Source organism: Rossellomorea aquimaris TF-12, assembly GCF_001648555.1.
Taxonomy (GTDB): Bacteria; Bacillota; Bacilli; order Bacillales; family Bacillaceae_B; genus Rossellomorea; species Rossellomorea aquimaris.
Genome location: NZ_LQXM01000026.1, coordinates 294338 through 301087, shown reverse-complemented (window position 1 = coordinate 301087; position 6750 = coordinate 294338). Strand labels below are relative to the sequence as shown.

Sequence of the window (6750 nt, the reverse complement as noted above, 5' to 3'; positions counted from 1 at the left end):
TACGTTGTAGTCTCTCCTTTTATGTTTTCTATTTCTGATTTTCTTCTACTTCCAGACCAGCAGAAGAGTAAAAATCTTGTTTATACTTATTAAATTCTTCAGTCTTTGAATTGTACTCTTTATTTAAAGACTCAACTTTTTCATATTGTTTATTAATAGAAGTGATTTGTTTCTCTAGTTCTTCTATTGTTAAGTCTTCTTTTTTGAATAGTTCATAAAGCTTTTTATCTAACGTCAGTGCCTCTAAATAAGAAGAAGTTAGTTTTTCATGAAGTTCATAACGCTCTTTCATTGTTTTCTGTAATACTTCTGCTTCTTTTTTGAGGTCTTCATTCTTTATTTTACCCACATACTCTTCAATGTTAGCAAATTCTTCTGATGCCTCATTCATAGACTTATTTTCCTTTTCGATGTACTCTTTTCTTTTTTCAATATTCTCAAGAGCATCATTTGAAAGGGATTCGATCTTTTTAAATTCTTTCATACTAAGATCCATGATTTGAGTATAAATTTCTTTCTCTTTTTCTTCTAATTCTTGAAGTGGCTTTTGAACCTTCACATACTGATCTTCTTTTGTAAACGTTTCTTCAAGAATATTATAGATATTCTCTTCAGGAGAAGATCCACCAATACAACCCATTAGCACAAAAATTGCGGCTCCTAAAATGAAAGCAAAACGAAATTTCGACACTGCTTGATCCCCCTTAACTATTTACCATCTTCTACTATATATATGTCTAACTGATTTGACAATAGGGATTTACAACTGTGGAAAAAATTGTCGATTGGACTTTTCTCCTATTAAGAATTTATGACATGAATAGAAAGAGTATTCCATGGTTATTGAATCTATTCCATTAACTTTTCAAAAGGAAAATGATAGACTATTATCATACAAAATAGCTGTGCAAATATAATGAATGAATTCAATGTCTGCTACTGTATTGAGGAGGAAAAATTTAATGATTACAATGAACGACATCATACGTGAAGGCCACCCTACATTAACAAAAGTCGCTAAGGAAGTTCCTTTGCCACCAACTAAAGAAGATCAAGAGATATTAAAAAGCTTGTTAGAATATGTAATCAATAGTCAAAACCCTGAGATAGCCAATCAATACGGCTTAAGACCAGGAATCGGTCTTGCTGCACCTCAAATAAATATATCTAAACGTATGCTGGCTGTAAACGTAACCGATAATAAAGGAAACTTATTCAGTTATGCATTATTTAATCCAAAGGTCATCAGTCATTCTGTTGAAAAAGCTTATTTAACGTCAGGAGAGGGATGTCTTTCTGTCGACAGGCAAGTCCCAGGGTTAGTTCCTCGATACGCCAGAGTTACTGTAAAGGGATGGGATGTAGAAGGAAATGAAGTAAAGTTAAGATTAAAAGGGCTCCCTTCTATTGTATTTCAACATGAAATCGATCATTTAAATGGTATAATGTTCTATGATCATATCAATCAAGATCGTCCATTTGAACCAATTCCTGGTGCAATAGCCATTGAAAGATAAGACAGAAGATAAACAAGTAAGGACTGCTACGTTTAGTAGCAGTCCTTACGTATTAATTATATTAATTTCAACTCTTTTAACCCATGGTATATCCCATTTTCATCAACATGCTTGGTAATCATGTTAGCATGTCTTTGAACTTCTTCAACCGCATTCCCCATCGCTACTCCTGTTCCAACGGATTGAATCATTTCGATATCATTCAAACCATCTCCAAAAGCATATACGTCTTCTAAATTGAACCCTAATTTAGCTATCATTTTCTTGATACCTTCTGCTTTTGATCCACCTTTTGGGAGAATATCCATAGAATATTGATGCCATCTAATAAAGGTGAAATCATCTCCATATTTATTCCGGTAAAAGTTTTCTTCTTCTTTTGTACAGAATAAGAGTGATTGGTAAATATCTCGGTCTTTATAGAATTGTGGCGAATAATCAGGATGAGGAAATTTCAGACTCCCCATACTTTCTTCTATAAAGGGATGGTGCTTATGATTCGACTTCATTGTCTGGTGGTTTAAGTGAACCACTGGATGATCGTTCGAATATGTATCCTCTAACAACGTTTCTAAAATTTCCACTTTTAATGGATTTGTATATATGACTTCATTTTCAAAGACTACGTATTGACCATTAAAAGAAACAAAGGACTCAATGCCCAACTCTTCTCTCAAGCCTTCATACATAAATGGTGCTCTACCAGTTGCAATGGCAACGTAAGTTCCATTAGACTGCAATGTCTTAATAGCTTCCTTGGTAGCATCCGGTAATGTTTTATCATGATCTAATAATGTTCCATCTATATCGAAGAAAACAATTTTTGACATATCTGTTCTCCTTTTCTTAAATAAAATATCCGTTGTTTAAGCTACTCTTATCTTAAAAGAATGTCAATAAAGGAGCATAACATCTCCATTTACCAAACTTAACCATGTAAGAGTTTGAAGATATTCCGTACAATATAAATAAGACAATAGAAACGTTCGTAGTATTCAACCTTTACTTCAAAGGAAATTCTCGGTAAACTAATAAATAAGGAGTGATCTACCATGTTAAAGAAGCTCAGAAAGAAGCTTTTGAAACGGTGGAAAGATTTACTTAGAAAAAAAACGATTGCATAATCATTATAAATACTGCTGAAATACTCATCGCAGATTTATTCTAAAATGTATTTATCCGGTTATAATGTCATACGTTTTCTTAAATATACAGGGACTGACGCCACTAGTGAGCATTTTCGTCTCCTTTGGTGCAGTCCCTATTCTTTATTATGAACGATTTATAAAGGATTACTTCAAAAACTTTATTTACAAGACATAATCCTTTATAATTTATAGCATACATAACCAATACTAGTATTGATTAGTGCATTTAATATGTTGATAACTTTTTTATCATAGATGAAAGTTAGATTTTTGAAAACGGATAAGGAGAGAGAAAAGACATGATTTTCAAAGTATTTTATCAAGAAAGTAAAGCTGAAGTGCCTGTTCGCGAATGCACTCAATCCCTTTACATGGAAGCAGATTCAGAACGTGAAGTACGCCTAAATTTAAAAGACAAACCGTATAACATTGAATTCGTACAAAAGCTAGAGGGCGCTTTTTTAGAGTATGAACAAAACCACCATTCTTTCGAATTGGAGCAATAATTAGATGAAATTTGTAAAGAATGACCAAACCGCTGTATTTGCCCTTGGCGGTTTAGGTGAAATCGGTAAAAACACATACGGCGTACAATTTCAAGACGAGATTATTTTAATTGATGCAGGAATTAAGTTCCCGGAAGATGAACTTCTTGGGATTGATTATGTGATTCCAGATTACACATATCTAGTAAAGAATGCTGATAAAATAAAAGGTCTCTTTGTTACACATGGTCATGAGGATCATATCGGTGGAATCCCTTATTTACTACGTGAATTAAATATTCCTATTTATGGTGGTAAACTTGCCCTTGGACTAATTAAAAACAAATTAGAAGAGCACGGATTATTACGAAATGCCAAACTTAATGTGATTAAAGAAGATGATGTAATCAAGTTCCGTAAAACATCGGTAACTTTCTTTAGAACAACCCACAGCATACCAGATTCATACGGGATCGTCGTAAAGACTCCCCCTGGAAATGTCGTGCATACAGGTGACTTTAAATTCGATTTCACACCAGTTGGTGAGCCCGCGAACTTAACCAAAATGGCTGAAATCGGTAAAGAAGGCGTTCTTTGTCTACTTTCTGATAGTACAAATGCTGAAGTTCCAAACTTCACGATGTCCGAACGTAAAGTAGGCGAAAGCATCAATGATATTTTCCGAAAAGTAGACGGACGCGTTATCTTCGCTACTTTTGCTTCTAACATTCACCGCTTACAGCAAGTGGTTGAAGCAGCTGTATATCACAACCGTAAAATAGCTGTATTTGGACGAAGTATGGAAGCAGCTATTACAATCGGACAGGAACTGGGGTATATAAGTGCTCCTAAGGATACTTTTATTGAGCACGGACAAATTAACCGTTTACCTGCAAACGAAGTAGCGATTTTATGTACTGGATCTCAAGGTGAGCCGATGGCAGCACTTTCTAGAATTGCTAACGGTACACATCGTCAAATCCAAATTCAACCTGGGGATACAGTAGTATTCTCATCTTCACCAATCCCAGGGAACACGATTAGCGTTAACCGAACCATCAACCTTTTATACCGCGCTGGTGCAGAAGTAATTCACGGTTCTCTAAGTGATATCCATACTTCAGGTCATGGTGGTCAACAAGAAATGAAGCTTATGCTTCGCTTAATGAACCCAACATTCTTCATGCCTATACACGGTGAATTCCGAATGCAGAAGATGCATGCTCAACTAGGAGTTGATTGTGGAGTTCAACCAGAAAACTGCTTCATCATGGATAATGGAGAAGTACTTGCATTGAGCAATGACTCTGCTTCAGTAGCCGGTAAAATCCCTTCTGGTAATGTATATATCGATGGTAGTGGAATCGGAGATATCGGAAACATCGTTCTGCGTGACCGTCGCATCCTTTCAGAAGAAGGATTGGTCATTGTCGTTGTCAGCATCGACATGAAAGATTTCAAAATCGCATCTGGCCCAGACCTGATTTCAAGAGGATTTGTATACATGCGTGAATCGGGAGACCTCATAAATGAGGCTCAAACCCTAATTTCTAAGCATTTAAACAAAGTTCTTGAAAGAAGAACATCTCAATGGTCAGAAATCAAAAATGAAATTACAGATACTCTGGCACCATTTTTATATGAAAAGACTAAACGTCGTCCAATGATTTTACCAATTATCATGGAAGTTTAATACAGAGTCATCAAAAAGAGGCTGATCCCATTCGGATCAGCCTCTTTTTATTGTTTGTTAATCGAAACAGCGTTTTTTATTATAATACCTTCTTTTCAAAACGACTAATATCAGAATCTGCACCTATCACAATAAGTACATCCCCTTCTCGAATCTGTTCATCAGCTTGTGGTGAGACAATAATATCTCGATCTCGTTTGATAGCAACGATGTTAATACCATATTGAGCACGTATATCTAACTGAATCAAAGTATTTCCACTTAAATGATCATTTGCTACGATCTCAACAATGGAATGTTCATCAGAAAGCTCTAAGTAATCTAATACATTATTTGAAACAATATTATGGGCAATTCTTCTTCCCATATCTCGTTCTGGATGTACTACTTGATTTGCCCCTATTTTCCTTAATACCTTTTCGTGATAATCATTTTGGGCTTTTACTGTGATATTTTTTGCACCAATTTCTTTTAACATTAACGTGGTTAGGATACTGGATTGAATATCATCCCCGATTGCAACAATAACGTGATCAAAGTTTCGTATTCCCAAGCTTTTAAGTACAGACTCATCTGTTGAATCCGCTACGACAGCATGAGAAGCAATAGAAGAAAATTCGTTTACTTTATCCTCATCCTGATCAATTGCCATAACCTCCATCCCTTGTTCTGACAGAGATCGTACTATGCTGCCTCCAAACCGACCTAATCCAATGACTACAAACTCTTTTTTCAAAATGAACTCCCCCACCGCTATATTCCAAATCACGCAAGTAATAGTTCAAACCTGCTTTCATATCTATATTTTAGCATAAAAAAAGGAGAAAAATTATTTTTTCTCCTTTAATGTAAACGCTATTTTCTACCTTTCACATAATCTGCATCGAACAGGAATAACCTCATCAGGAGATATAAGGATGGAATTAATAGGAGTAATCCTGCAATGAAAACAATGACTAAAGCCATTCCCATCGTTGGGTTCGTTACACCCGTTTCAATCGTAATGAAAGGTTTTAAAATATAAGGTAAATGGGATGCTCCGTACCCAAAGAAAGCAAAGAAAAATTGAAGCATTACCAATATAAATGCTGTTCCAAAGTTCTTTCGCTTGTATATCATCAGAGAAGCTCCAAAGAAGCACACTAGCGATAGTCCAAACATCCACCAAATTTCAATAGCACTCGTAAAGTGCTCAAGATTATGCTCTCTTAATGATACGAAAACAAGTAAACTCGCGAGAATTGTTGGAGGACTCCAGAACAAGGAGAATTTTCTTAACTCTTCTCTTGAATCCAAGTCTCCTGCACGGTCAGCATAGTACGTTAAAAAGGTCGCACTAATGAATAACACGGATACAATGGATAATACAACAACACTCCATGAATATGGGCTGGTAAATAGCTCTCCAGCCAGAAAAATAACTTTATCCCCTGTTAGCTCTAAAAATCCGCCTTCAGAAATTGTCAAAGCCGTTGATAGGGAAGCTGGAATCAATAACCCTGTAGCACCATACAAAAATAAATAAACAATACTGTCTTTTGATCCATAGTTATTGAAAGCATAGAAGCTTCCCCTTATGGCTAATAAAATAATTGCAATACTACCTGGAATCAGTAAAGCTGTTCCATAATAATACGCTGTATCTGGGAAAAAACCAACGAGTCCAACAAAGAAGAAAACAAAGAAGACATTGGTCACTTCCCAAACGGGTGATAAGTATCGGCTGATTAGTACATTTAATGTATGTTCTTTTCCTTTCAATCTTCCATAAAAGGCAAAGAACCCTGCCCCAAAATCAATGGAAGCGACGATCAGATAACCGTACAAAAACAACCATAATACGGTAATCCCCACTATTTCCAAGCTCATACCCATTCCTCCCTTAAAAACCGGATAATAAACCCCTT

At 35.7% G+C, this 6750-nt stretch carries 7 protein-coding genes; 3 read left to right on the top strand and 4 right to left on the bottom strand.

The window, feature by feature from the left end:
- Positions 1-28: 28 nt before the first annotated feature.
- Positions 29-691 (bottom strand): YkyA family protein, encoded by a 663-nt coding sequence (locus IQI_RS09425; RefSeq protein WP_082892646.1) that lies wholly within the window; start codon positions 689-691, stop codon positions 29-31.
- Positions 692-962: 271 nt separating this feature from the next.
- Here IQI_RS09425 and def point away from each other — a divergent pair, with 271 nt between their 5' ends.
- Positions 963-1517: a peptide deformylase gene (gene def, locus IQI_RS09420; protein WP_064092391.1), complete on the top strand. Its 555-nt coding sequence runs from the start codon at positions 963-965 to the stop codon at positions 1515-1517.
- A gap of 56 nt (positions 1518-1573) precedes the next feature.
- Here the strand turns inward: def and IQI_RS09415 are convergent, their stop codons facing one another.
- Positions 1574-2347, bottom strand: coding sequence for a Cof-type HAD-IIB family hydrolase (locus IQI_RS09415; protein WP_064092390.1), 774 nt, complete (start codon positions 2345-2347; stop codon positions 1574-1576).
- Between the two features lie 617 nt (positions 2348-2964).
- On the opposite strand from IQI_RS09415, the gene IQI_RS09410 reads away from it, so the two are divergent.
- Positions 2965-3171 (top strand): DNA-dependent RNA polymerase subunit epsilon, encoded by a 207-nt coding sequence (locus IQI_RS09410; protein ID WP_064092389.1) that lies wholly within the window; start codon positions 2965-2967, stop codon positions 3169-3171.
- 4 nt (positions 3172-3175) lie between these two features.
- Positions 3176-4843 carry a ribonuclease J1 gene (rnjA, locus tag IQI_RS09405; protein ID WP_064092388.1) on the top strand — a complete coding sequence of 556 codons (1668 nt, stop codon included), beginning with the start codon at positions 3176-3178 and terminating at the stop codon, positions 4841-4843.
- A gap of 79 nt (positions 4844-4922) precedes the next feature.
- Here rnjA and IQI_RS09400 read toward each other — a convergent pair whose 3' ends face one another.
- Both IQI_RS09400 and IQI_RS09395 read right to left on the bottom strand, forming a co-directional pair.
- Complete coding sequence (locus IQI_RS09400) at positions 4923-5579, bottom strand: potassium channel family protein (RefSeq protein ID WP_064092387.1); 657 nt, start codon at positions 5577-5579, stop codon at positions 4923-4925.
- Between the two features lie 119 nt (positions 5580-5698).
- Positions 5699-6712 carry a cytochrome d ubiquinol oxidase subunit II gene (locus IQI_RS09395; RefSeq protein WP_064092386.1) on the bottom strand — a complete coding sequence of 338 codons (1014 nt, stop codon included), beginning with the start codon at positions 6710-6712 and terminating at the stop codon, positions 5699-5701.
- Positions 6713-6750: the final 38 nt, after the last annotated feature.